This window comes from Deltaproteobacteria bacterium (assembly GCA_016180855.1).
GTDB lineage: Bacteria > UBA10199 > UBA10199 > JACPAL01 > JACPAL01 > JACPAL01.
Map to the genome: position 1 here is coordinate 57,947 of JACPAL010000005.1, position 24,890 is coordinate 82,836.

Annotated in this window: 22 protein-coding genes; 15 read left to right on the top strand and 7 right to left on the bottom strand. The window is 51.5% G+C overall.

The window, feature by feature from the left end; genetic code table 11:
• Nucleotides 1-2 precede the first annotated feature (2 nt).
• The 8 genes from HYT77_03055 (at nucleotide 3) to rsmI (ending at nucleotide 6,119) form a co-directional block, all read left to right on the top strand.
• Nucleotides 3-929: a hypothetical protein gene (locus tag HYT77_03055; protein ID MBI2066972.1), complete on the top strand. Its 927-nt coding sequence runs from the start codon at nucleotides 3-5 to the stop codon at nucleotides 927-929.
• 136 nt (nucleotides 930-1,065) lie between these two features.
• Entirely contained in the window at nucleotides 1,066-1,467 is a 402-nt protein-coding gene (locus HYT77_03060) for a hypothetical protein (GenBank protein ID MBI2066973.1), read from the top strand.
• Between the two features lie 27 nt (nucleotides 1,468-1,494).
• Nucleotides 1,495-1,872, top strand: coding sequence for a hypothetical protein (locus HYT77_03065; GenBank protein ID MBI2066974.1), 378 nt, complete (start codon nucleotides 1,495-1,497; stop codon nucleotides 1,870-1,872).
• Between the two features lie 50 nt (nucleotides 1,873-1,922).
• On the top strand, nucleotides 1,923-3,065 hold the full coding sequence (locus HYT77_03070) for an anhydro-N-acetylmuramic acid kinase (protein ID MBI2066975.1): 1,143 nt from the start codon (nucleotides 1,923-1,925) through the stop codon (nucleotides 3,063-3,065).
• Nucleotides 3,066-3,183: 118 nt separating this feature from the next.
• Nucleotides 3,184-4,326 (top strand): ATP-binding protein, encoded by a 1,143-nt coding sequence (locus HYT77_03075; GenBank protein MBI2066976.1) that lies wholly within the window; start codon nucleotides 3,184-3,186, stop codon nucleotides 4,324-4,326.
• Nucleotides 4,327-4,417: 91 nt separating this feature from the next.
• Nucleotides 4,418-4,831 carry a nucleotidyltransferase substrate binding protein gene (locus tag HYT77_03080; protein MBI2066977.1) on the top strand — a complete coding sequence of 138 codons (414 nt, stop codon included), beginning with the start codon at nucleotides 4,418-4,420 and terminating at the stop codon, nucleotides 4,829-4,831.
• Nucleotides 4,828-5,148 carry a nucleotidyltransferase domain-containing protein gene (locus tag HYT77_03085; protein MBI2066978.1) on the top strand — a complete coding sequence of 107 codons (321 nt, stop codon included), beginning with the start codon at nucleotides 4,828-4,830 and terminating at the stop codon, nucleotides 5,146-5,148. Before HYT77_03080 ends, HYT77_03085 begins: the two co-directional genes overlap by 4 nt.
• A 293-nt stretch (nucleotides 5,149-5,441) precedes the next feature.
• The gene (gene rsmI / locus HYT77_03090; GenBank protein ID MBI2066979.1) at nucleotides 5,442-6,119 is read left to right on the top strand and encodes a 16S rRNA (cytidine(1402)-2'-O)-methyltransferase; all 678 of its coding nucleotides are present in this window, start codon (nucleotides 5,442-5,444) and stop codon (nucleotides 6,117-6,119) included.
• Here the strand turns inward: rsmI and HYT77_03095 are convergent.
• Both HYT77_03095 and HYT77_03100 read right to left on the bottom strand, forming a co-directional pair.
• Nucleotides 6,110-7,567, bottom strand: coding sequence for a hypothetical protein (locus HYT77_03095; protein ID MBI2066980.1), 1,458 nt, complete (start codon nucleotides 7,565-7,567; stop codon nucleotides 6,110-6,112). The genes rsmI and HYT77_03095 overlap by 10 nt on opposite strands.
• Nucleotides 7,568-7,700: 133 nt before the next feature.
• Nucleotides 7,701-8,741, bottom strand: a complete 1,041-nt coding sequence (locus HYT77_03100) for a sigma 54-interacting transcriptional regulator (GenBank protein ID MBI2066981.1) — start codon at nucleotides 8,739-8,741, stop codon at nucleotides 7,701-7,703.
• A 372-nt stretch (nucleotides 8,742-9,113) separates the two neighbouring features.
• Here HYT77_03100 and HYT77_03105 point away from each other — a divergent pair, with 372 nt between their 5' ends.
• On the top strand, nucleotides 9,114-10,382 hold the full coding sequence (locus HYT77_03105) for a hypothetical protein (GenBank protein ID MBI2066982.1): 1,269 nt from the start codon (nucleotides 9,114-9,116) through the stop codon (nucleotides 10,380-10,382).
• Here the strand turns inward: HYT77_03105 and HYT77_03110 are convergent.
• Both HYT77_03110 and HYT77_03115 read right to left on the bottom strand, forming a co-directional pair.
• Nucleotides 10,368-13,688: a protein kinase gene (locus HYT77_03110; protein ID MBI2066983.1), complete on the bottom strand. Its 3,321-nt coding sequence runs from the start codon at nucleotides 13,686-13,688 to the stop codon at nucleotides 10,368-10,370. The two genes, HYT77_03105 and HYT77_03110, sit on opposite strands and share 15 nt — an antisense overlap.
• A 47-nt stretch (nucleotides 13,689-13,735) precedes the next feature.
• Entirely contained in the window at nucleotides 13,736-14,620 is an 885-nt protein-coding gene (locus HYT77_03115) for a formyltetrahydrofolate deformylase (protein MBI2066984.1), read from the bottom strand.
• A gap of 117 nt (nucleotides 14,621-14,737) precedes the next feature.
• Between HYT77_03115 and rpsP the strand changes: the two genes are divergently transcribed.
• The 4 genes from rpsP to HYT77_03135 all read left to right on the top strand — a co-directional run bounded on the left by rpsP (nucleotide 14,738) and on the right by HYT77_03135 (nucleotide 16,787).
• A complete protein-coding gene (gene rpsP, locus HYT77_03120; GenBank protein ID MBI2066985.1) occupies nucleotides 14,738-14,989 on the top strand; it encodes a 30S ribosomal protein S16 in 252 nt (83 codons plus the stop codon).
• 22 nt (nucleotides 14,990-15,011) lie between these two features.
• Nucleotides 15,012-15,242, top strand: a complete 231-nt coding sequence (locus HYT77_03125) for a KH domain-containing protein (protein ID MBI2066986.1) — start codon at nucleotides 15,012-15,014, stop codon at nucleotides 15,240-15,242.
• A gap of 6 nt (nucleotides 15,243-15,248) precedes the next feature.
• Nucleotides 15,249-15,941 carry a tRNA (guanosine(37)-N1)-methyltransferase TrmD gene (gene trmD, locus HYT77_03130; protein ID MBI2066987.1) on the top strand — a complete coding sequence of 231 codons (693 nt, stop codon included), beginning with the start codon at nucleotides 15,249-15,251 and terminating at the stop codon, nucleotides 15,939-15,941.
• A gap of 63 nt (nucleotides 15,942-16,004) precedes the next feature.
• Complete coding sequence (locus tag HYT77_03135; protein ID MBI2066988.1) at nucleotides 16,005-16,787, top strand: hypothetical protein; 783 nt, start codon at nucleotides 16,005-16,007, stop codon at nucleotides 16,785-16,787.
• Here HYT77_03135 and HYT77_03140 read toward each other — a convergent pair.
• A complete protein-coding gene (locus HYT77_03140) occupies nucleotides 16,773-17,900 on the bottom strand; it encodes an aminopeptidase P family protein (protein MBI2066989.1) in 1,128 nt (375 codons plus the stop codon). The two genes, HYT77_03135 and HYT77_03140, sit on opposite strands and share 15 nt — an antisense overlap.
• Nucleotides 17,901-18,121: 221 nt before the next feature.
• Here HYT77_03140 and HYT77_03145 point away from each other — a divergent pair, with 221 nt between their 5' ends.
• A complete protein-coding gene (locus tag HYT77_03145; protein MBI2066990.1) occupies nucleotides 18,122-20,413 on the top strand; it encodes a hypothetical protein in 2,292 nt (763 codons plus the stop codon).
• A 96-nt stretch (nucleotides 20,414-20,509) separates the two neighbouring features.
• Nucleotides 20,510-22,354: a hypothetical protein gene (locus HYT77_03150; protein MBI2066991.1), complete on the top strand. Its 1,845-nt coding sequence runs from the start codon at nucleotides 20,510-20,512 to the stop codon at nucleotides 22,352-22,354.
• 60 nt (nucleotides 22,355-22,414) lie between these two features.
• Here HYT77_03150 and ychF read toward each other — a convergent pair whose 3' ends face one another.
• On the bottom strand, nucleotides 22,415-23,509 hold the full coding sequence (gene ychF / locus HYT77_03155; GenBank protein MBI2066992.1) for a redox-regulated ATPase YchF: 1,095 nt from the start codon (nucleotides 23,507-23,509) through the stop codon (nucleotides 22,415-22,417).
• A 63-nt stretch (nucleotides 23,510-23,572) separates the two neighbouring features.
• Nucleotides 23,573-24,787: an ATP-binding protein gene (locus tag HYT77_03160; protein ID MBI2066993.1), complete on the bottom strand. Its 1,215-nt coding sequence runs from the start codon at nucleotides 24,785-24,787 to the stop codon at nucleotides 23,573-23,575.
• Nucleotides 24,788-24,890 lie beyond the last annotated feature (103 nt).

Genomic DNA, 24,890 nt, shown 5'->3' on the forward strand with positions numbered 1-24,890 from the left:
TTATGCCAGGAATCGGCATTGTCCTAAATCCGCATTCCAAGCGTTATCGCAAAAATCCTGAAAAATTGAAGAGGATGGGTTTTATTGTTGGAGAGAGGGGAAACTTTGCGCCAACCAATAACGATCTCGACATCCGGCGTGTTGCTGAAGAGTTCAAAAGGAAGGAGATCGATATCCTCGCGATCACGGGGGGTGATGGGACGAATCATGTCACGCTCACAACGTTTATCCAGGTTTATGGGGATCAACCTCTTCCCAAAATTACCTTCTTGAGAGGGGGAACTCTCAATACGATTGCCTTTGGATGTGGTATCTACGGCGCTCCGGAAAAAATACTGACTAACCTTCTCTATAAATATCACGAGGATGAACCGTTTGAGCAGACGGAGATTGATATCATGAATATCAACGGCAAATACGGTTTTATCTGGGGATGTGGAGTGATTGACCGGTTCATGAACGCCTACTATCGGGGCGGCATTCCGTCTCCCACGCAGGCGGCCGGGACTTTGTTCAAGTCGATCGGTTCCGCGCTGGTCAATGGTCCGTTTGCCTGCAAAATGTTTGAGAGGATGGATGCCGAGGTTCAGGTCGATGGCGAAAGGTGGCCGTTCAAAAATTATTCCGCTATTTATGCCGGCTCCCTCGAATACCTCGGCCTTGCCTTTCGTGTCTTCTACAAGGCGGTGGAGCCAAGGCGATTTCATGCGGTCGGTTTTTCGCTCCCGCCGCGGAATGTGCTTGCTTACGTTCCACGCATGTTTTTGGGGAAGCGATCAGGTTGTCCTGACCTCGTGGAGAACTCCTGTGCTGAAATGGTTATCCGGCTTTCCGAACCGGTGGGGTATACGATTGATGGTGATCTACATCCACCGACCAATCAGTTTCACTTAAAACTCGGTCCCCGTCTCAAGGTCATCGTTCGTTGAGCCTGATTTGTTGGGTGTGTTGAAAAAATGGCATTTTTCAACAGTCCCTTGTTTGGCATGCTCCTTGCAGTTGAGGGATCCGGGTATGGTCTCTCCTTCGATTAAACTTAATGGAAGGCCGTTTCGGCTTCTCAAAATGATAAGTTTTATCATTTTGATAGGCGGTCTCGTCTTGGGTGTCGCCTGCAAGGAGGGAGAGCAGGAGCCTGGCACGCCGGAACCGACCGCGAATGTTCCAGAAGAGCAGAACCCTGATTTAGATGGTTCTACGGAGGGGCTTTCGGATCTGGAGGGGCGAATGGGTGAGCTCCCCCATGATGAGAAAACCGTTCCTCCCCTCCGTGATCCGAAGGTCCTGCAAGGCTCGGGACCGGAGATCATGAGTGCCTTTCCTCCCGAGATTGATGCCGATCAGGATGGGGTCGTCGATCGCTCTCTTCCCAATCAGCCGGAACTGCCGGTTGACAATTGCCCCCAATATTATAATCCGGATCAAGAAGACGGGAATCAAAATGGCATCGGCGATGTGTGTGAGTAATTTTCCAACGAACAATAAGGAGATTTTATGAGAAAAACCACGTGGTCTATAGTAATCCTGTTCGCCTTTGTTTCTCTGACATTAGGCGTAATTTCCGGCCATGTTGAGGCCCAAACTAAGGCGAGGACATCCTCAAGGACCCAACAGGGTATTGCCAGACAACCATCCCGGGTTCTTGAGCCGCGCTGCATTATAGGACGGGACGCCGTGTTAAATGATCCAAGTTTATCTCGTGAACAAATAAAGACCTACCTCGATTACATCGACAAAGATAAAGGATTCGTTTTTGATCGAAACGGTATGCTGGATGTCTTGAGCGGTTCGGGAGGAAGTGCAGCTGCCTGTGATGATGACTGTAATTGGTGCTGCTGTGATTCAAACGGCCAGAATTGTAGATGTTGCTGACCGTCCCTTAAAATCTTGAAAGTGAGCGTGAGCGATGTTAGCACCCGATCATGTCTTTGGGTGTTGGCCTCATGTCTGGAACCTCTATCGATGGGATTGATGCGGCTGTTGTTCGGTTCTCCTCGAAAGCGGATCAAAAACCCCTTCATCTCGTGGCGTTTGAAACCTACCGGTTCCCTCAAAAAATTCGGAAGAGAGTCCTGGCCTGTTCGGACGGCAAATTTTCGGACAAGGAAGAGTTGTGCCGCCTCCATTTTGAATTAGGCGAACTTTTTGCGGGGGCTGTTAAGAAGATTTGTCACAAGGCGAAAATTCCGATCGGCCGGATCGATTTTATCGGCTCCCATGGGCAGACGGTTTGTCATCTGGGGCAGGAAGGGAGCGTTCAACTGGGAGAGCCTTCCATCATTGCGGAGAGGACCGGCATTACCACAGTTGCCGATTTTCGGTCGCGTGACATTGCCGCGGGAGGAACAGGGGCACCGCTCGCCCCCTATCTCCATTACCACCTTTTTCACTCTTCCCGGTTGAGCAGGGCTGTTCACAACCTCGGTGGGATCAGCAATCTGACCTTTTTGCCAAAGAACGCCTCTCTCAAGGAGGTGACCGGTTTTGATACAGGTCCGGGCAACATGGTGATCGATGGTCTGATGCGTGAAAAAAGTGGCGGACGTCATCACTTCGATGAGGACGGAAGAGTGGCACTCCGAGGGCGAATCTCGCTTTCTCTCTTAAAGGAACTCCTTCGGGGACCGTTTATCGGTAAGCGACCTCCAAAAACGTGTGGTCGTGAGGAGTTTGGAAGAGATTTTGTCATGACGTTTCTGTCGCGGGGCGAACGGCTTAAGCTTCGGTTTGAAGATATTGTCTCAACGGCTACTGCCTTCACAGCGGTATCGATTGCCGAGAATTATCGTCGTTTTATCTTTTCCAAGGGGAGGCTTGATGAAATTATTTTTATGGGAGGCGGCGTGCACAACGAGACACTCATGACAATGATTCGTGCGGAACTGGTTGGGACGAAGATCAGCACACTCGACGAGTATCCCTTTGGTATCCCTTCCGATGCCGCCGAGGCGGTGCTTTTTGCCCTGCTGGCCCATGAAACCCTTCAGGGCCGTCCGACGAATCTTCCGCGTGTAACCGGGGCCAGAAAATCGGTAGTGTTGGGTACGATAACGCCCGGAAATTGAAAAGACTGTCCCTCTGGCACCCGATCGCGAGGAAGGTTTAAGAAAATCGGAGAACCCGATATATTCTATAAGAAAACCAACTTGCATATAGTTCGATCATATGAAACCATAGATTCTTATGGTAGAACGTCCGTTTTGGATAGGCCTTCTTCTGGAGGCCCTCAAGAAGCGCCCGATTGTTTGGCTGGCAGGGGTCCGGCGGTCGGGGAAAACCTCTCTCTGTCGCATGCTCTCCGGAGTTCGATACTTCGATTGTGAATTACCATCGGTGCGCCGAGAGGTTGAGAGCGAGAGTTTCTGGGAGGGGCAAAAGAAACAAACAGTCATTCTCGATGAAATCCATCGTCTCTCTCACCCCGCCGAAATTTTAAAAATTGCTGCCGATCATTATCCTTCGATCCATGTCATCGCGACTGGGTCCTCAACTCTGGCTGCTACAACCAAATTTCGCGACTCCCTGACCGGGCGAAAAACGCGTATCTGGCTGACTCCGGCAAACAGCCTCGATTCGCAAGTTTTTGGGATTGGGGACTTTAAAAAACGTCTCCTCCTCGGGGGGCTTCCTCCGTTTCTTCTCGCAGATCAGTGGGACGAATCGGCTTATCAGGAATGGCTGGATTCCTTTTGGTCCCGAGATATTCAGGAATTATTTCGATTGGGCAATCGGTCTTCTTTTCTCAAGTTTTTTGAACTCCTCATGGCGCAGAGTGGCGGTATTTTTGAGGCTCAGAAATTTGCCAGCCCTTGCGAAGTGAGTCGTCCTACGATTTCAAATTACCTTGCCGTCCTGGAAACAACCCTGACGGCCCATGTGATTCGTCCTTATTCCAAACGTCTTGCGACCGAGATAGTAACGGCCCCAAAGGTCTTCGGTTTCGATACCGGTTTCGTCTCCTTTGCCAAGGGGTGGACAACCCTTCCTAACGACCATGCAGGTCTTCTCTTCGAACATTGGGTTCTGAATGAATTTCACTCTGTCTTGCAAGAAACTTCCCTCAATTACTGGCGGGATAAGGCGGGGCATGAAATTGATTTTGTCTGGAAGAGGCGTGGCAAACCACCGGTTGCGATTGAATGCAAGTGGCATCAAGACCAGTTTGATGATTCTTCATTGAGAAGTTTTCGTCATCGCCACCCTGAAGGGGAGAATATTCTGATAACGGCGAATCAGCCGGGGAAGCGCTTGATCAAAAAAGGGCCACTCGAAATTATCCACTTAGGTCCCGAATCCGTACGCGATTGGATTCAGTCGAAGTACTAAGCGTGCCTGATGGAACCGGCGTTGGTCCCCGGTTATCCGATCGCGAGGAAGGTTTGACTTTGGAGGCCGGCTTTCCTAAAGGTATGCCTTCATGAAATTAATTCTTACCCCGCTTGAAAAGGCGTTGAAGCAGCTTGAGAAAGGCCTTTGGTACCTTACCTCCAACGAAAGTCAAAAAGATAGTGAGTTGCGTGAGCAATTCCGGGCTGCGGTGATCCATGCGTTTGAATTTAGTTTTGAATTGTCCTGGAAACTGCTGAAGCGTTATCTCGAAAACTACAGTCTTGAAAAAGTGGATGGGTTCACGACAAAGCAGCTCTTCCGCGTTGGATTTGAACAAGGTCTGATTCGCGATCCGAATGCCTGGTTTGATTATCTGGAGAAGCGGAACCCGACGACCCACACTTACGATGGTGCCGTGGCCGAACGTGTCTACGAGGGGGCGAAGGGATTCTTGCGGGATGCCCAGGATCTACTTCAAAAACTAAAATCAAAGACCGCGTGATCGACCTCCCCCCCCATCATCTTACAACAGTCCGTCGGATCCTTGCCGATACGATCCCCGGGTATGAGGTTCGGGTCTTTGGTTCGCGAGTCACCGGCACCGCAAAACCCCACTCCGACCTTGATCTCGCCGTCGTTGCCGATCACCCGCTTGACCTCAAAACATTGAGTCGCCTCCGTGAGGCGTTTGAGGAGTCGGACCTGCCGATTCGGGTTGATCTGGTAGAATGGAACTCGATCAGCGATGAATTTCGCAAGGTGATCGAGGAAAGTTACGAAATCATTTTGGAGGGGGAGAATTCATCCCCAGGACCGTAGATCTCTACATCGTGGCCACCCCGATCGTAAGTTTTGCAGGACGCCACTTGCTTTTATCTGGAACTTTTCTGTTCTGGTGTGCTAGAATGGTTCTTGTGTCTATAAAACGTATTTATCCGCCTCCGCCAGAAAACCCTGCCGTCTTGCGGCGGGGATGAATGGTCCGGGGATTCGAAGCATTGGCAGAGGAGGGTCGGGGCTACGGGGATTCCGCCAAGAAACCCCGCGGTCTTGCCGCGGGGAGCTTCATTTCAATAAGTTAAAAGTAGAATACTTGCGGAAATTTTTTTAACATGTCCGGCACCCTCTACATCGTTGCCACTCCGATCGGGAATCTCGAGGACATCACACTTCGGGCACTACGGATTTTAAAAGAGGTCGATCTCATTGCCTGCGAAGATACGCGTCACACACGAAAATTGTTGACCCACTATGAGATCACAAAACCGCTCGTGAGTTACTTTGAACACAATAAGATCACTCGGGGAGAACATTTGATACGTCAGCTTAAGGAAGGGAAGTCGATCGCCCTCGTCTCGGACGCCGGGACACCGGGAATCTCCGATCCCGGGTACAATCTTATTCACTCCGTTCTGGAGGAGGGGATCGAGGTTGTTCCGATTCCTGGCCCCTCCGCGGCGATTGCGGCGTTGTCGGCCTCCGGACTTCCAACCGATCAATTTCATTTTGTCGGCTTTTTGCCTCTTAAAGAGGGGAAGAAGAGACGTCTGCTGGAGTCGCTTAAAGGGGAGGGGGCAACTCTTGTGGTGTATGAGTCCCCTTTTCGTGTCCGGAAAACCCTGCAGATCGCCCTTGAACTGTTTGGCAACATCCCGTCTGTTGCGGCACATGAATTAACGAAAATTCACGAGGGGTTCTTTCGTGGCCCACTAGCCGATCTTCTCCCAAAGATCGGAAGGGATGTCCCTGAAAAGGGGGAATGGATCCTTCTTTTTGGTCTTCAGCGGTAGTCTCTCCAGAAATTCCAAAAATCGTTCCGGGCCGCCTCTTCATCATTCTCTTCTGAAGAGGCCGATTGACAGTCAGGGCAGAAACTGGCCTCCCCCTCCTCGCTATGGTTTCCACTACAGACCTCGGGTGGGTGGGGCATGGGAGAGGGAGGCAAGGTGTATGGTGGGGGATACGAATCATCATCGGACTCAGGCAGTTCGGGCAAATCCGGGCAAAGAGCGGGATGGGATTCTGAATCGCTCTGGTAATAGGCCGCCTCGGCGGCCTCTTGGTCCAGACTGTTTCCATTTCGGCTGACGCTTACCTCTGAAATCGTTTCGGTCTCCAAGTGGCACAGGTAACTGATCTCCAATACCCATTGATCGTATGAATTGGAAAGACGGAAGGAACAGTGAACCTCATCGTAGCCCGACATAAACCTGCCGGCGCAGCAGGCACAGGGGTCTTCTGAACCGTAGGGGCCATACGGATCTCTAAAGCAGACGACACAGGAACCGGTTCTGCTCGGATTGGGTGAAGGAGGAGGGGGTACCGGTGGCCGAGAGGAACACTCTTCACATAAGAGGAACTTCCCTGTCACCGGGTCATCATGGAATATATCGTATCCTCCCTCTTCCGTAAGGCAGCTGTAAAACTCGTGGCCGTGCTCTTCCTCAAAGGAACAGGTCATCATCGTTGCCTCACAGGAAACGACTTCCGTTGCGATATCCCGATGACAGACCTCGCCGGTTGCGGGGTCATACCAGACATCCGGATTCATGCGTGGATAGTCGACAAGAGGGTGATCAAAACAGTCCTCCTCGCAGGCACGTGTACAGGGACCGGTGGGGCATGGGAGAGAGGGATCTGTACAGACAGGGCAAATATACTCGTCTTCTCCCCCTTCGCAGATAGTATTACCGCAGGTTGGTACTGTCTCAAAACAGTCCTCCTCGCAGGCGAGTATACAGGGACCCATGGGGCATGGGAGAGAGGGATCTGCACAGACAGGGCAAATATACTCGTCCTCTCCCTCTTCGCAGAGCCCATTGCCGCAGATTGTTAACGACGGTGTCGGTAGACAATTTGGATCGCTCCGATAAAGACCTGTATCGGGATCGAGTCTAAACATGACGATTATTTGATCTCCCCCCTCCACTTTTTGGCAGGTATAGGTGTTTGTTAACACATCGAGGAGACAGGTCATGTCGGTTGTTTCGCAGTCGGTTGCCCCCGTCACTGAATCGTGGTGGCAGATCTGATTGGTTGTGGGATCGTACCACATTTCTGCATCAGGACAGGATGATAGTGAATCATTACCGGTCGGTTCTCCCTCGTCAAATCCAATAGAGACTGTCCCGCTGTTGTCGGGAATTTCATCTGTCTCTGTAGAGGTCGACTCCGGGGGGACTACGAGACAGGAGAGGTTCAAGATCAGGATCAGGGGAAGGAATAATTTCAATATCACGGCGGTTATCCCTGCAAGCGGTATGCCGCACAGAAATTTAGGGAAATCGGTTTATTTTCGATAAAAACTGACCTCATAATAAGAAAACCCGGAAAAGAGATTCCATTCAATTTGGAATGAGGAACGTTTATTCTTACAGCCCCAGATCTCGCATCTTGTTGTAGAGGGTCCGCGAGGTAATCCCCAGCAATTCAGCCGCCTTTCCATGATGCCCACCGGTCTTCTTCAAGGCATCGATAATCATCTGCCTTTCGGTCTCTTGTGCCTTTTTGCGGACGGCATCCGGCAGACTGACCTCGCCCAGTATCGGTACATGAATCTCAGGATCGATTTTTTTGGGTCCGACTTGAGCCTTCTGAACCTCCACCGGGAGGTCATTCACCTCGATCTGGTTTTTGGCAACCACCATTGCCCGTTTAATGACATTGCGGAGTTCCCTCACATTTCCAGGGTAATGGTAGGCCTGAAGTTTCTGCATTGCCGTTGGAGAAATTTCGACCACCTTATGCTGGATCGCATCCTGAAACTTCACGAGAAAGCGGTTTGAGAGCATCGGAATATCTTCTCTCCTCTCCCGAAGGGGGGGGATGGAGATCGGGAATTCATTCAAGCGGTAAAAAAGATCCATTCGGAATTTCTTCTCCTTGGCCAGCTCCTCCAGATCGGTATTCGTGGCGGCGATAATTCGGATGTCAGTCCGGATCGACTTGCGCCCTCCGATCCGTTCAAACTCCCGCGATTCCAGAAAACGGAGGAGTTTGGCCTGAACCGACGTCGGGATGTTGGAGACCTCATCGAGAAAGAGTGTCCCTCCGTTGGCCGTCTCCAGTTTTCCCTGAAGTGTGGCATCTGCGCCTGTAAAGGAGCCCTTTTCATGTCCGAACAGTTCACCTTCAATGAGCGTTTCCGGAATCGCGGCGCAGTCAATCGCAACGAAAGGCCCCTTGGAGCGCGTCGAGAGCTGGTGGATAACCCGGGCGGTTAACTCTTTTCCGGTCCCGGATTCCCCTGTCAGGAGGACGTTGACATCCGCCTTCGCAACCGAACGAACCAGGCCATGAAGGACCGCCTTTTGAACATTTTCAGATGAGAGCATGAACGCCTCGAGGTCCGACATCTCGGCCACCTCAAGCTTTAGCTCCTCAACCTCTTTTTGATAATCGGCATCGAGCATTTGGACGATCCCCCAATTTCCGGAAAACTTTTACCACCTATTGTTTAAATATGGAAGGAGTTTTCCGAATTGGTTTTTTTAAGGTGGTGTTTAAGTACTTCGACTCGTAATTACCATGACGTATCTGAAAAGCCAAAAAAATCAATCAAATTACTCGCTCAGCACTAGTCCTGAGTGAATAAATTCGTCACCTAAGATAATAGAGGGGGTCAAAAAAGCGACAGCTAAGGGGTTGATTTGCACCTGATTTTTGAACTTTCTGTTTTAAAACAAGTTTGTTATTAGCGGGTTAAGAAATTGGGTCTTTGGCACGTCGATTGCTTCATTTGGGAAGTGGGGGTGGGGTTTTATGCTTAACGGGGAAGGGATGGTATGAGAGGGTCATTTAAAAAACTTCTTAAACTGACCACGGTATTTGCTGTTGCCCTTCTTTTTGTCGGGGAGGGCGCCTGCCCGACCCCGGATGGTGGTGACACGACGGGGACGAGCACCGGTACGACAACCAGCAGTAGTGGGACCGCTGCACCTTCTCGGGGTAGCTCCAGCAGCAGTTCAACCGATTCGATTGATGATATTGATGAATCTTCCGATGATGCGTCGGAGGAAGAGCAGCCTGGTGTTGTTCCTCCAACCGCCGGGCCGGTGGAGATACCTGGTCCGTCTGCCTTCCGCTTTCCAACGAGGGTAACAATCGATATCTCCTCGTTGACGGGGGAGGCCAACCGTTCACAATCTTTGGTGGTTCAAAACCGGTCTAAGAGTGTCTGTACCGGCGGTGTCTGTAGTCTCATCACGATGGGGACTGATCTCGTCGATCTTTTACAGGAGATTGGGGACAAGGTCTTTTCGTCCGACGGGATGTTTAGCTGTATTGCGGTTGAGAGCTCCGCCACACAAACCTCTTATGACGGCAAGGTTTGTTCAGCTGACGATACCTACGGAGGTTGGGATCTTCATATTGATTTTGGAACCTTCTCTTCTTCGCGCACCGAGACCTCCCAATGCTCCGGTAGCACCGTTTCTCTGCCGATCTGTTTCCGTGTCTGGATCCGATCGGATAGTTCCTCTTCATGGCAACGATTTATGGCAGGATTTTTGAACACGGCCCCCGGTGATACAACGGGTGAAGGGGCGGGTGCCTTCTGGCTCCACCCGAGTGATTTCTTTCCCAGTGATTCATTGCCGGGCATCGACATGCAGTTTAAATGGAATCATGAGGACTTAACTGACAGGGGGACGGAGATTGCTTATGGCTACCATGTTGGACAATCGGATGGTGAGAAGGGGAGGGTCCTTGTGGCGGATGAAGAGCTCTCTTCACTCTGCTTCTCGAAACTCGTGAAGGTTCGGAAATACCGGGAGAGTTTCCTGTTTGGAGGGGCCTCTGACCTGAAGACAGTTGGATTGTGGGATGAGTGCCAGCCGTACTGGAGCGGTCAGCTCGTACACGACAACATCGGCGGACCGATCGATTGGCAGGACCGGAGTATCTGTGCCTACCGGCTGACCGGGGAGAGGATCAATTATGGTATTTGTACTAATGCGGGGATTAACTCAGCCTCCGAGAATTTTATTGATCTGCCGGAGACGGCGGAATTTACTTATCCCTCAACAACTGTTTTCCCTTTAAGTCCTCCGTAAGGAGTGCTCCTGTTCAAGCGAACGGAGATTCTGAGATCGCAGTGGATCCTCCAGATAGGCAACTCGATACTCCTCCGGCAGCAGGGAGGCGATCTCCTGATAAATCGTGCCCCCCCTTTTATCCGGAATTTGGGCGTACGCCTCCGCAGCGATCTCCATGAGGCCGTTTTGTTCACAGGTTTTTGCGAGTTCACGCAATCTGTCGTTAAGCTTTTCCTCCGGTGGGAGTCCCCCCTTTTTTTGAAGGGTCAGATTTAGAAGCTGCATTCGAAGAGAGAGCTCCTGATCGAAACGATCGGAAAGCTTTGCAGCGCTTTGGTACTCCGCCGCCGATCTCTCCGACTGCCGCACCTCAAGGTAGATCTCCGCCAGTGCATAGTGTCCCCAACCGTTCAAGAGGGGATCGGCTGTCTTTGTTGCCTGATCGACAACCTCTTCGAACTTCTCACGCGCCTTTTCATGGGATTGGATTGCCCGGTAGTAGTAGCCCCAGGCCAGTGTGATCCATGCGGTGAGTCCGGGGAAAGGGCCGGTTGAAGTCAGTGAATTAATCCTGCAGAGCATGTCATGTGCTGTTTGCGAGAGACCGAGGTTCAGATAGAGGAAGGCCCCCTTGAGATAATTTTGTATGATCTGATAAGGGGGGCTCACAAGATTCCGGTATCGGGTTGCCTCTTCAAGATATTGAATCGCCTCGTGGTACCGTCCTCGGCGTTGCGCGATCGTGATGAGGTTGTCGAGCATGATGAGGATATTATGGAGGTCACCAAGCTCCTTGGAGAGTGAAAGGGACTCCATAAAATAACGGTCGGCGTCTGTCACCTGTTGTCCCTGAAGCTCAATAAAGCCGAGCTGACTTAAGCTGACGGCGATCTGGTGCTTCTCTCCCAACTTTCGAAACAGCTCCAGTTTCTCTTTTTCAAACCGCCGTGCCTCATCAATCTGACCGGTGAGGGAGAGGGCGAGTCCCAGATTGTTGTTGATGAGGAGGCGGAATTTTTCCTTGTCGGGAGTGTTGGGGGAGGGGAGGGTTGTTTTAAAGAGGGTGATCGCCTTCTGGAACTCCCGGGTTTGAACATAAACGTTGGCGAGCGCGTTCATCAGCTCACTATGGAGGGGGTCCTTGTCATCGCTCTCCTGAAGTGCCTCAACATAAAATTCTGCTGCCTCATGAAATTTTCCGGACCGTGTCAGGACCCAGCCCATCAGCTTTCGTTCCTCCAGAGACAGTTTTTCACGGGGAGGAAAAAGGCGGAGTGCGTCGTTGGGCCGGCCTGCCAAGACAAGCAGGGGGATCAACTTTTTTTTAACCTCGAGAGTCCCCTTTTTGTCCTTGGTGAAAGACTGGAGATAATCCTTGTAGTTTTCAATCGCCCGCCGGGTCTGAAAAGTCGACTGATAGTAGGAACCGAGTTCCAGAAGATATCGCTTGGCCCACCGCTTTTCGCCCGATTCAAAGGCGTAGGCGACGAGATCTTCCAGCGACGGATCTTTCTCCTTCTGTGTGCTGTGCAGGATTCTCTTGCCCTTTTTTTGGCGGAGCAGTTTTTTTTGCCGTTGTTGCAAGAGACGCACGAGTGCCTCGTTTGGAATCTGGTAACGGGCCTCCATCTGACCGAAGGTTGACTGTCGGTTCAGCAAGCCCCGTTCCACAAGGGACGGAACAAAGATGGCTAGTTGTGTCATCGGGAGAGCCGAAGAGTCGGCCAGTTCTTCCAGCGTGATGCTTTTTCTCCAGAGGGCCGTTGTTTCAAGGATCGTCTGGGCTTCGGGAGCAAGCGTTTCGAGATTGTTTTGATAGAGATTTTCAATGGTATCAGGCAGCCTTCCTTCCCCTTTTCCCTCAAGGTAGTATCGGGCCCCTTCTGCAACGAGTAGCGGAATGCCGGAAGAGAAGGAGGAGAGCCATTCCTCAAATTCGGGCGGTACCTTTTTTCCTCCGAGGAGTTCAGTGAAGTAGAGGCCGATCTCCTCCGTTGAGAGTGGAGGGAGGGGGTGGATTTTTGCCTTTTGGAAAAGATTGGCGAATGCCCCGTGCGAGGGGAGTGTCCCTTGCCAACTGAGCATGAGACAGACGGTCCCGATCTCTCTTTGAACCTGTGCCAGCCACTCGGCGAACAACGGGTCCGAGTCCTGCAGATCATCGGCAAACAGGATCAGCGGGGCCTTCTTGTGAACGGTCTTGAGGGAGTGTTCAAAAAAATCGGCCGCTGTTTTGGAAGGAGGGAGCTCAAGCCCCTTGCGTAGTTGTGAGAAGGCATCCTTCTGGTTGAAGCGGTCAAGCCATAGACAGGGGATCTCCTTGAATTCTGCCTGATACTTGATCTCATGGAGCAGCCGGCTTTTGCCGATTCCCAATTCGCCCGTAAAAAGAAACGCCTGACCCGCCGGGTTGTTCAACGCCTCCCTCGCCTCCTCCATCTCCTTTTGACGTCCCACGAGCCGCCCCTCTTCCGGCAGGGGGGAGGCACTGCTGGCCTCTCTCTCTCCGTAACGATTTTGCGTGTGGAGGTTGATCCAGTTGATTGCGCTGAAACCTTGCGAGACCCGTTCGCTTGGCTCTTTTTTGAGCAACATCTCAAGGAGCTTCCGGAGATAAGCAGGAATTTTTGATTCCTCCTCCTCGTTCCAGGTGACTGTTTTTCTCAAGTGCCAGTTGAGTGCCTCGCCAGGGTCCTTTTCACTGAATGGAAAATGACGGGTGAGTGCCCGATAAAAAACGATTCCTAGCGAGTAAAGATCGACACGACGATCGGTATGGGGCGATTTCAAAAGAATTTCAGGGGGTGAATAAAAAAGAGTACCGGCCAGCTGTTTTAACGGCTGGGTCTCAAGATGGGCAACGCCGAAATCGAGCAGTTTTACCTTTTTCTCTTCGTTGATGAGGATGTTAGGGCATTTGATATCAAAATGAATAATCCTGTGTTTGTGGAGATAGTCGAGGATCTCCAGTGTTTGGATGGCGAGTTCCTCTATCTCCAAAACCGATTTGTTGGCAGTCCCCTTGAAAAAATCTTCTCCCCGAACAAAGTCGGAGAGGATGAGGTAACGTTTCAGTTTGTCGGAATAGACAAGGTCATGTGGCTTGCAGAGACCAGGGTGTTTGAGCTGGGTTAGCAGGAGGAATTCATTTTTAAAGGACGCAATCCGGCTCGGATTCGATGCGGCATAGAGAATCTTGAATGCATATTCCCGGCCAGCCTCATCGAGGGCCAGGTAGACCTCCCCGAACCCCCCCTGTCCGATCTTTCGGATCAGTCGATAATCCTTCCCTGCGATATGAAGTTCTGTTGTTTCTTCTCCCACCGATAGAGGAGCTTACTGTATTTTGAAGCACCAAGAGAAGGGTAATTTTAACTGTAAAATTCTTTAACCTTCTGTTCCATCTCATGAAGGTGCCGGCTGTCGACCACCTTCCCGCGTCGGAGGGCCAGACGGTTGTCACAGAATAGTTTGACGGCCTTTGCCAGGACATCCGCCTCGAGCTTTTTCCCTTTTACCGCAATCGACTCGAGCGATTCTTTGGATTTGTTGATCCGGAACGCCCCCTGCGTAATGATCGGCCCCTGATCCAGATCGGTGGTGACAAAATGGGCGGTGACACCGACAACCTCTACCCCTTTATGGAATGCTTGGGAATAGGCACGGGCTCCCGGGAACGACGGGAGGAGTGACGGATGGATGTTGATAATTTTTCCCTCATAGCGAAAACAGAATTCCGGTGAGAGGATTTGCATGTACCGGGCCAGTACAATGAGGTCGATTTCATGGCGGGAGAGTTCCTTTAGAATTTTCTGCTCCTGTTCCTGCTTTTTCGCCGAAGGAAAATAATGGAAGGGGATTTTGTATTGATCCGCGGTTGGTTTGAGTTCTCGTCGGTTGGAAAGAATCAGACGGGCCTGTCCGTGAATCTTTCCCTCTCTCATCTTCTGTAAAATGGTTGTGAGGCAGTGGGGTTCCTTTGTAACCAGAAGGGCCACATTTTTGATCCGGCGCTCCTCCAGGACCTCCAGGGTGATCTCCATCCCGATCGAGCGCCCCACTTTTTTTAACCCTTCGCGGAAGAGCGGGAGGGGTCCTCTGAGACCTGATAGATCGACCTGCATGTTCATGACCAGAAAACCTTCAAGGATCCTCTGGTCGATATCTTCGATATTCAGATTGTTCTGGAAAAGATGGGTCGTCACCGTGGCGATGATCCCCTTGCGATCCGGTCCTGCGACCCGTATCCGGGCCATTTTTTTACCCCCTGCCAGCATGGAATTCCATGGAGATTACCACATTTTGGGCTGATTCTAACCTAAAATTTCACACCCTTGACATTCCGTCAGTCGTTCTCTAAAGATCACCCCCCTATGGCAGTGAAACTAAGACTCATGCGTGTTGGTGCTCGTTCAAAGCCGTCTTATCGGATTGTGGTGATCGATTCCCACGCTGCTTGCAAGGGGGCGGCCCAGGAGGTTGTCGGCTTCTACGACCCTCGGCAGGGGATTGAAAAGGCAAAGGTTGATGGTGACAGGGTTCGTTATTGGCTTGGGTGTGGCGCCCAACCGTCTGTGGTCGTTGGACATATCCTCAAGAAGGCAGGTGTTGGGAAGGCTGCTTAATCGGAGTCGTCTCATGTCGGACATGAAAAACCTCGTTGAGGTGATGGCAAAGTCGCTGGTTGATAATCCTGACAAGGTCGAAGTGATTGAGGTGGGGGGAGAGCAGACGACCGTCTATGAACTGAAGGTGGCCAAGGAGGACTTGGGTAAGATCATCGGCAAGGAGGGGAGAAACGCCCGGTCGATGAGGACAATTCTTGGGGCCGCCTCCACAAAGATTGGCAAAAAGTCGATTCTTGAAATCATCGAATAAATTCTGATGCAGTTTGATATCCTGACCCTCTTCCCGGAGTTTTTTGAGACTCCGCTCAAGACCTCTTTGGTGGGAAAGGGGCTGGAGCGGTCGCTCTTTTCGGTACGGCTCTGCAATATCCGTGATTTTGCTTATAACAAACACCACCAGGTTGATGACCGGGCCTATGGCGGTGGGGCGGGCATGGTGATGAGTCCGGAGCCGATTGTCACGGCCCTGGAGGCGATCCCTTCCCACGGGAAGAGGCGCCGGATCTATTTTTCACCTCAGGGGGAGCCGCTTCGGCAGGAGAGACTCTCCTCCTATCTCCAGTATGACCAGCTCGTTCTTTTATGCGGGCGGTATGAAGGGGTGGATCAACGTGTGATCGATCATTTCATCGATGAAGAGATCTCGATTGGCGATTACGTCCTTTCAGGCGGAGAGGTGGCCGCCCTGGTCTTTCTGGAGGCACTCGTTCGATTGATCCCCGGCCTGCTTGGCAAAGAGGAGTCTCTCTCACAGGAGTCATTTACCTCATTCAATCCCAAGGAACCTTCCTTGCTGCTGGAGTATCCCCAGTATACACGCCCTGAGGAATTCAGGGGGCATCGCGTCCCCGAGGTCCTTTTGAGTGGGGATCATTCCAAAATAGAGCGCTGGCGTCAGGAGCGGGCGATGGAGAAGACCAAAAAAAGGCGTCCCGATCTTCTCCGATGACCACAAGGTATCGTGGTGCAGGATGTTGACAGCAGGGGTCGAACTGTTTAGGTCATCCAACCGATGGGGAAATTTTTTAGTCTCTCTCTTTTGATCTGTGTTGTTTTTTTTGCCTGTTCCAAGGGCAACTATGTTTACAAGAGCCCCAATCGTCTCGATTGGGTTCGCATTGCGAAGGCGAAAAAGCAGGAGAGAGGAGGGGGGCTTCGTCATCCGTACGACTTTGACTCAAGGCAAATGAGGGAGATTTTGAGCTCTCTCCGCTTCAACAAGAAGTTTCTGATCCAGAGGGATATTGAGGAGCAACAGCTCTTTCAGGAGAGGCATGTGGAGTACCTGCTTCCGTATCTTCTTCAAGCGTTTCGAAGGGTGGGGCCGGAAGAGGTTGTCTCTGTCTCCTTTTTTACCCAGAGCCGCAAGTATGGCCTGGCCAACGACCGCTTAACGATTTTCCGGGCCTATCTCCAGGAGGACGGGCTCCATCTCCAGTTTCAAAAGATTTACGCAAAACTCATTGGAGATCGAACGACACAAGGTTCACTTCAGGCGACGCAGGAGGCGAGGGGGATTGGCGTCACCCTGGAATTACAGCCAGGACAAAACCGGATTTCCTGGGATCCTGAGGAGATTGTTTTTGATCTTAATGTTTTTACGAAGAATGGAATCCGTAACAACGTCAAAAATACAGCCGGCCCAAAATTCTCGAATCCCAAACCGGAAAAGGTCCCTCCCAAAACACTTGATGCAAGGGATCGACTCAAAGAGCTCGAGCGTCTCAGGCAAGAAGAATTGATCACCGAAAAGGAATACGAGAAAAAGAGGAAAGAGATCCTAAAGGATTTGTAGGTCGCGGGGGAGGATGGAGAGGATCTCACAACCTTTATGGGTGACATAAACGTCATCCTCAATGCGAACCCCACCCAGTTTTTCGTAATAGAGACCCGGTTCGACGGTTACAACCTGTCCTTTTTTGAGGAGGGTACTTCTGGGACCGATCCGGGGTGGTTCGTGGATATCAAGGCCGAGCCCATGCCCTGTCGTATGGATAAAGCCCTCCGGCCTCCCGTTTTTGAAGTCCGTCTTGAAACCCTGCTCTTCCATCGTTTTGGCGACGGCGGCATGGACATCACGCGCATCAACGCCGGAACGGACAAGCGAGAATCCTTTCGCCTGCGCCTTCCGCACCGCTTCATACATTGAAATCACCTTTGAAGAAGGGGTTCCCTTGAAAACCGTTCGTGTCACGTCGCCGTGATAGCCGGACTCCAGTGACTTGGGGAAGACATCCAGCACGATTGTTTGGTACGGTTGAAGCGGTCCAAAACCGATACAGTGCGGGTCAGCCGCCTGTTTGCCACAGGCAACGATCGTCTTTTGTCCCAGGTAACCCCGTTCCATCATTTTGAGCTCCATCAAGTGGCGCAGTTTCTCGCTTGTGAGTGGTGCGCCGTTCCAGAGGAGCTTGTTCCCGCGGATCCGGGTGCCCCGGATTGTCTGAATCGCAAAACGGATCGCCTCTTCGGTCGCGCGGATGCTGTTCACAATCTTTTTTTTCTCTCCTTCGGATTTGATCTGGCGTTCGGGATAAAACGGATCAGGAATCGCATCCACCGTAAATCCTTTTTCTTCCAGAAGCCGCGCCAGCCGGATCGGAAAATAGGAGGGGACCTCGAGGGAGGTGATTTTTCTTTCGTGCAGAACGGTGGTAAGGATCTCTATTTCACTAACCTCCTTCTTCCCCTGTGACTTGAGCTTTCTTGAATAGGAGGAGGTCGAGATGACCTCATCCACCTCCGCCTCTTTTTTGGCGCGACCGTATTCAAGATCGGACATGAGCAGGCTTTTTTTGCCCCTCTGCTCAATAAAGATGACCGGGTCCGGTGCGGAGAAGCAGGTGGCCCAATAGACATCGGCACAGGTCTCGGGACAGGCGATAATGAGGCGTGCTTTTTGCGACATGAATTAAATTCCATAGCATGTCGGACCCCGCTCGGCAACTGGGGTTGTAAGACATCAATTTAGGGCATTTATCCTTCCTGTAGAAGGTCCTCTAAAAAAACAGGTGTTGATTTATCTTTTAATTTCGGATGGTTGGCAGACGATTTTTTTCAATCACCTGGTACGTATCTTGCTCAAGTATACGAGTGATGCGGATTAGAGAGGCCCTTTTTATATCCTTTTTGTCGATCGTTCTTTCGGTCCCTCTTCATTCGGCCCCGGGGGATCTCGATTTTACCTTTGGCCTAGAAGGGGTTGGATTGACAGACTTTGAGCAGGAGATCGACGGGGTTGCTGATATCGCCATTCAACCGGACGGGAAAATAATTGTGGTCGGAACGATGAAGGAGGCGAGCCACCAGTCGTTTGCGGTCGCCCGGTTTCTCTCCGATGGCTCTCTTGATACCACCTTTGGCAATGACGGTCTCGTTACGGACGACTTTGGCGGAGTAGGGGTCAATCAGGCCTCGGCAGTTGCTGTCAGCAATAATGGAAAGATTATTGTTGTCGGTCGTTCGGGACTTTATATCGGTGTCCTTCGTCTGACGCCTCAGGGAGCCGTTAATTGGAGGGTAAGACCCAATCCGTACCCCTGGGTTGATATCGCGACGGATGTTTATACGCATCCCAATTTAGGCAATATTCATATTGCGGGAATCACCGGCTATTCGTCGACCTGGGTTCCGATTATCGGTTGTCTCCATGACACTGGAACTCCTTGCACCTTTTTTGGTCAGTGGGAGGAGGGGCGGCCAGGATGGAATGACGCAAACTTCCCCGATACGACACAAGACGTCGCCTCATCCATTGCCTATGATTCCCATAATGAGCGATTCATCCTGGGGGGATTTGCGGGTGATGGAACGAGTGACCGTTTTGGTCTTGTCCAGTTTGACCTCAAGGGAGATTTGAGGACGAGTTTCGGGACGAGTGGTTACGTGAGACGCGATATCAGCGGTTCGACAATGGAAAGGATGACCGAGATTGCGGTTCAGGAGTGGGATCAGAAGATTGTGGCGGTCGGTTTCGGGCAGGTCTCCGGTAATAATCAGATCGTCGTTGCTCGCTACAACATCGATGGGACTTGGGATAACAGCTTCAGCAGCGATGGGTCGACAATAACGAATGTCCCCGGTTGTACGAATGCAAAGGCGGCGAGTGTTGCGATCCAGGAAGACCGAAAGATTGTCGTTGCGGGTACCTGCCGTGAGAGTAGCGGGACACCGCATTTCACCCTTATTCGCTATAACACCAACGGGTCGATTGATACGACATTTGGAACAAACGGTTTCATGACACTTTCCCTCCCCGGAACCTCAACGGGCGGTGAAGGGTATGCTGTGCAACTCCAGGGGGATGGTCGGATTCTTGTCGGTGGTATTGCGGATGAAGAGCTTGCCGTTGCCCGGTACTATCACGATAATGCGATGGGGGTTACATTAAGTCTGACGGGAGAGATTCCCACAACGATCATTCCCGAACAGACGATCAACGTCGGTCTCCTTGTTCAGAGTGACGGTCCTGACGACGGTTCTGCTGAGTTAACGGCCTATTTCCCTCTGCAGACGGAATTTGTCTCCTCCTCTCTCTCCGGCTGTACGTCGACGGTGGTAAATTATTGCGGTCTGCTCCACACCACGACCGTTTGCGGAGATCACCGGCGGGTTCGATGTCCTGTTGGGACGCTTGCTTCGGGGGCTTCTCTGCCGGTCACCCTCTCCGTCCGTCCCAAGGCGGTTGGCCCGTTTGAGAGTCGCGTTGAAGTTGTCGGGGAGTTTTTGGATTTTGATCTGTCTAATAATGTAACATCCTGGGGACGAACCGTCGTGGCTGCGGCGAATCTTGGTGTCACGATTGAGAATGGATCATCCCTGGTTGTTGGAGATGAATCGAGTTTTCGCGTCTCTGTTGAGAACCATGGCCCCAATAATACGACGGGAGTTGTCTTGACGCTTGAGCTTTCTGACAGTGCTATTTTTGAATCGACCAGTTCCAGCCTCTGTCATGGTGAGTCACCGGTCATCTGTGATATTGGCTCGCTGGCGTCCGGTGCCTCCTTTGAGGTTGAGTTAACATTCTCCTCCAATCAGGAGGGGAAGATCCTGCTCGATGCCTCTACCTCCTCCGCAATTATGGATCCAGACAGCTCGGATAACACAAAAAGAGGAGAGATAACCTCCTCATTGTCGGAAGAGGAGATTGAAGAGGAGGAGAGCCGTCTCTGTTTCTTCAATGGTTCCCGTTGTCGGGATGAGGAGACCGAGGAGGAGGAGCCTCCCTCCGGTTGCCAACCCGGTGATCCCGGTTGTAATACGACGGGGCAAGGCAACCTGAATCAGACAGTTGCAGAGGCCGGTGGTTGCGGTTGCCGGATCGCCTCCAATACGAGTGGCCCCGATTCAACAGCCCTTCTCTTCCTGTTTTTCCTGATTCCACTTGCCTGGGTACGTTTTGGTAGAGACTGGGGTCTGTAAACCTTCCTTTGAATTCGGTCATCATCTCAACACCATGAAAGCAATGGTATTTTTTAACGATCGTATTGGCATTTCACTTGCAGTTCTACCTAAGGCATGAGGAAAATATACCTTACTCTGTTCGCGCTCCTTTTAATGACCGGTCAGCTTTTTGCGGGCCTTGATGATTTAGATACGAGCTTTGGCCCGGCTGGGACCGGGATTGTCACGCTCGATCTGGACGTAGCGGACGCGAGTGACAAGACGGTTATCAACGATGTTGAGATTCAAGCGGATGGCAAGATCGTCGTCGCGGGATATCATCTGCAGGGAACCGATAATGACATTGTTCTGGCCCGGTTTAATGCCGATGGGACGATTGATAGTTCATTCGGAGCGGATGGTAATGGTGTTGTTATTACCGATTTGGGAACCGATCAGGATATCGGTTATGCGCTCTCGCTTGGCTCTAGTGGTGGCAAAATTGTCGTTGCGGGTGAGAAGGACGGAAATTTTGCGGTCCTTCGCTATAACACCAATGGGACTCTCGATACGAGTTTTGACACCGACGGCATTGTGACAACCGACTTTGGGGGTGCCGATACCGCACGGGATGTTGTTGCTATCTTTGGCGGGGGAATCGTTGCTGTGGGATACTCTGTGGGGTCAGGGGCTGCGACCGACTTCGCCCTGGCCAAATATACAAGCTCTGGTGCCCTGGATCCCGCCTTTGATGGGGCCTCGTCCGGCAATGGAAAATTCAAGACCGATTTTGGGAGTTCTGACAAGGCGTATGCCTTTGCCTTTGTTGGTTCCCGGCTTATTGTTGCCGGTCAGTCCGCAAACAATTTCGCCCTAGCCAAGTATAATGCCACTACGGGGGCACTCGATACGACCTTTGATGGGGATGGAAAGCTCACGACCGATTTTGGCGGCTCTGATGCGGCCTACGCGATAAAGACAGTCGGGACGACCTCTCTCATTGTTGCCGGCAAGGGTGGAAATGACTTTGCCATGGCGAAATACTTGAACTCCAACGGGGCGCTCGATACGACCTTCAGCGGTGACGGGAAGCTCACGACCGATATCGGGGCCTCATCCGTTGACTATGCCAATGACCTTGTGATCGACAATTCCACCAGTACAATTCTTGTTGCCGGAAAGGCGGGGGGCGATTTTGGGATTGCCCGTTACGATTTCAGCGGCACTCTTGATCCTGCTTTTGATTCGGATGGGAAGCTCACCCTCAATTTGGGGGGTGATCAGGACATTCCGACCTCCATTGAGCTGCTGTCTAACGGCAGGTTTCTTGTTGGCGGAAAGAAGGGGGTTGGGGGCAGTGTGGGAGAGATGGCGCTCGTCCAATACGGCTCTTACTCGGCCGATGCCAGTGTCTCCCTTACAGCGAGTGCTGATTCGATCCTCGTCGGATCGGAGGTCACTTATACGATTGGGCTTTCCAATAACGGGTTGGATACAATGACGGTCTATGGTCTCGATGCTGACTTCGATTCATCGTTTGAATTTGTCTCTGTCGCAATCACCCAAGGGACCTGTGAGTTTTATGAGGGGGATAACGAGCTTAATTGTGGAGGTATTGGCCCCTTGGCAGGTGGAGGGTTTGTTGAGGTGACATTGGTCTTGAAGGCAACGGTCGCTGGTTCGTTAAACGGCTGGGCCGGAGTCTCTGCCTCCCCCGACAATAACAGTTCAAACGACAGCATAACCCTTATTGTAACAGCGTTTGCTACGGAAGAGGAGTTGCCTCCTCGTTGCGGTGACGATCAGTGTGGTGGCGATGAGAGCTGCTCCAGTTGTGAGGCCCCTCTATCAATATTCCTGGTGGAACGACCCCCGGCACTCCTGGCACTCAACAGAATGTCACGGTTGGTGAGGCGGGCGGTGCGGGCGGTTGCTCGATGTTGGGAAACGAGTCGTCCCGATCAACCGACCTTCTGCTGACGATCCTTCTGACGGGGATCTCTCTCCTCATGATCTGGCGGGACTCGCTCAAACGGACGATTAAACATTAAATCTGAAGAAGAGGATATCGCCGTCCTTGACGACGTAGTCTTTCCCTTCCAGGCGCATTTTCCCTGCCTCCCGGACCTTGAGTTCAGAGCCGTAGGTGAGCAGGTCATCATAATGGTAGCATTCAGCCCGGATAAACCCTTTTTCAAAGTCGGAATGAATAATACCGGCCGCTTGCGGCGCCTTTGTCCCCCGATTGATCGTCCAGGCCCGTACCTCCTTCGGGCCGGCGGTGAAATAGGTTGTGAGGCCGAGCAAACGGTATCCGGCATGGGCGAGTTGGTCGAGTCCTGATTCTTTGAGTCCGATCTCCTTGAGAAAGGCAGGGCGTTCCTCCGGCGGGAGGGCGGCGATCTCCGATTCGATCTTTCCACTGATCGTCACGACCTCGGATCCCTGTTTTTGGGCCAGTTCACACAACGCCTCTACTTTTGCATTGGATGAAGCAAGGTCCGACTCTGAGACATTGGCGACATACAAGATCGGTTTGGAGGTGAGCAGGAAGAGGTCTCTTATGAACGGCCTCTCCTCCTCTGAAAGTGGGACCGTTCTTGCGGGTCGTCCCTCCCCGAGCGCCTGTTGAACCTTTTGATAAACAGGGAGGCAGAGCGCGGCCTCCTTGTCTCCGACCTTCGCCTGCTTCTCCGTTTTTTCAAGTCGCTTGGTGATTGCCTCAAGATCGGCGAGCATCAGTTCCGTCTCAATCACACCGACATCCCGAAGCGGATCGACACCTCCATGGACATGAACGACATTTGCGTCGTCAAAACAGCGGACAACATGTGCGATCGCATCGACCTCGCGGATATGGGCGAGGAACTGGTTCCCCAGCCCCTCGCCTTTAGAGGCCCCCTCGACGAGGCCGGCGATATCGACGAACTCGATTGTTGTTGGGGTTGTCTTCTGCGGTTTGAAGATCTCGGTCAACTTCTGAAGCCGTTCATCCGGCACGGAGACGACGCCGACGTTCGGTTCAATTGTGCAAAACGGATAGTTCTCCGCCGCCACACCGGCGGCCGTCATCGCGTTAAAGAGGGTCGACTTGCCGACGTTGGGCAGTCCAACAATACCGCATCGAAATCCCATAGGTTTGGCGACTATAAGGGGATCTTGATGGGGATACAACAACTTCTCTGACTTAAGCCGATTTCAGGAATCCCAGGATTCCAAAGTTTCATACAACAAGTGGGGCGGAATGATTCGGTGGGTTCCCTCTTTTGCGGGATGAGGAGTGCGGCAAATAAGAACCGTCTGGACTTTAAATTTTTTGTCCTCCATCAATGTTCGGAAGGTTTGAAGGTGAGCAAGATCTGTCCGCCTAAACCCTTGGGACCATTTGACTTCGATAGCTAGAAGATTATTGCCTCTCTTCATAATCCAATCGATTTCCCGTTTCTGTGTTGTCCTCCAATAATATAAGTGTATGGGAGGCTCCTGATTATTCATCCAGCCGATGAGCTCCAGTCCAACCCACTGTTCAAAGAGGCTTCCATATTCTGGCTGAAGAGCCTTTTCATCCAACATCCTTTCTGCAGCGGCATTGCGCACACCGAGATCAAATAAAAGAAGCCTTGGTGTTGAGAGCCATGTCTTTGTGTCACTCAAAGAAAAACCGGGAATGAGATAAGCAGTCAACGTATCAACCAAAACCTCGACATGGTGTTTAATTGTATTGATGCTGGCCCCGGCCTCCTGGCTTAAGGAGGAATAGTTGAGGAGGGTACCTGATCGGGAAGCCATGACGACAAGAAATCGCCCAAATTGTCCCACATCTTTTGTCAGGGCATCCCCCAAAATTTCTTGTTCCAAATAGGTCTGAACATAGCTTCGCAAATGTCTGGCCATTCTGGATGCGGGCATTTTTTGAATGCCCGGCAAATTTCCGCGGGTCATCATGGATAATAGAAGTTTGTCCCGTTCGTCGGCTGTTTTTGCATCGTAGTAACCGAGTTCTTTTGCAGTGAGTGGACCCAGGTGCCATTGGAGGACACGTCCTGGGAGTGTATTCACTGCGCCGCGTTTGATTTTTCTGGCACTCGACCCGGTCAAAAGAGTTTGATAGGGATGTTCTTTGTCATCCAGTAAAACCTGGACAGCGTCAAAGATAAGCGGGACTTTTTGAACCTCGTCTATGGTGAAAAGTCCTCCCTGAGGAAGTCTGGCTCGGACCTCACTTGCCAAAAGTCCCGGGTTCTTGGCAATCTGAAGTCTTTCATTCGGTTCGGCAAAATTGTAGTGAATCGCTTCAGGACAAAGAAGGTTTAAAAGAGTTGTTTTCCCCGTTTGTCTGGGACCTAAAACAAGAACGGAATCTCCTTCTTTAAGCAGGTTTTGAAGGCCTAAAAGGGCCTTTCGCTTGTACACATATGCAAATATATCTTATTAATTTGCATATATCAACTTGAATTGTTGGCACAACTTCTAGCCCTTGACCTGCTCTGCTGGTGTGACTAAATCCTTCGATTCA